The 390-nt window shown below is 57.7% G+C and carries 1 protein-coding gene; it reads left to right on the forward strand.

Annotation, left to right across the window (positions count from 1 at the left end):
• The coding region (locus BQ17_RS13650; RefSeq protein WP_141699275.1) for a formylglycine-generating enzyme family protein at positions 1-370 on the forward strand (370 nt) is incomplete at its 5' end.
• Positions 371-390: the final 20 nt, after the last annotated feature.

A 390-nucleotide genomic window follows, 5' to 3' on the forward strand; every position in this document is an offset into this window, starting at 1 on the left:
ATTTGCCAATGGGGCCGATCTGGACGTAAAGGCACGCTTTCCGGATCGGCCCTGGCCTACGAATAATTGCCGGGATGGATTCGTGTTTACGGCCCCCACGGCGAGCTTCCAGGCCAATGCCTTTGGTCTCTTCGACATGCTGGGCAACACCTGGGAATGGACGGCGGATTGTTGGCACGACAATTACGAAGGCGCCCCCATGGATGGCAGCGTTTGGGGTGAAGAAAACGGTGGAAACTGTTCCCGGCGTGTGGTTCGCGGCGGTGGTTGGAACAACCCTCCAAGAAACCTCCGGCCAGCGTTTCGGAACGGGAACACGACCGATGAAGCGAATAACCTCCTCGGTATTCGTCTCGCCAGGGAGTTGTGACTCTGTGTGCTGTGTCCTTT

Source organism: Candidatus Thiosymbion oneisti (assembly GCF_900092655.1).
In the GTDB taxonomy this organism is placed as follows: Bacteria; Pseudomonadota; Gammaproteobacteria; order Chromatiales; family Chromatiaceae; genus Thiosymbion; species Thiosymbion oneisti.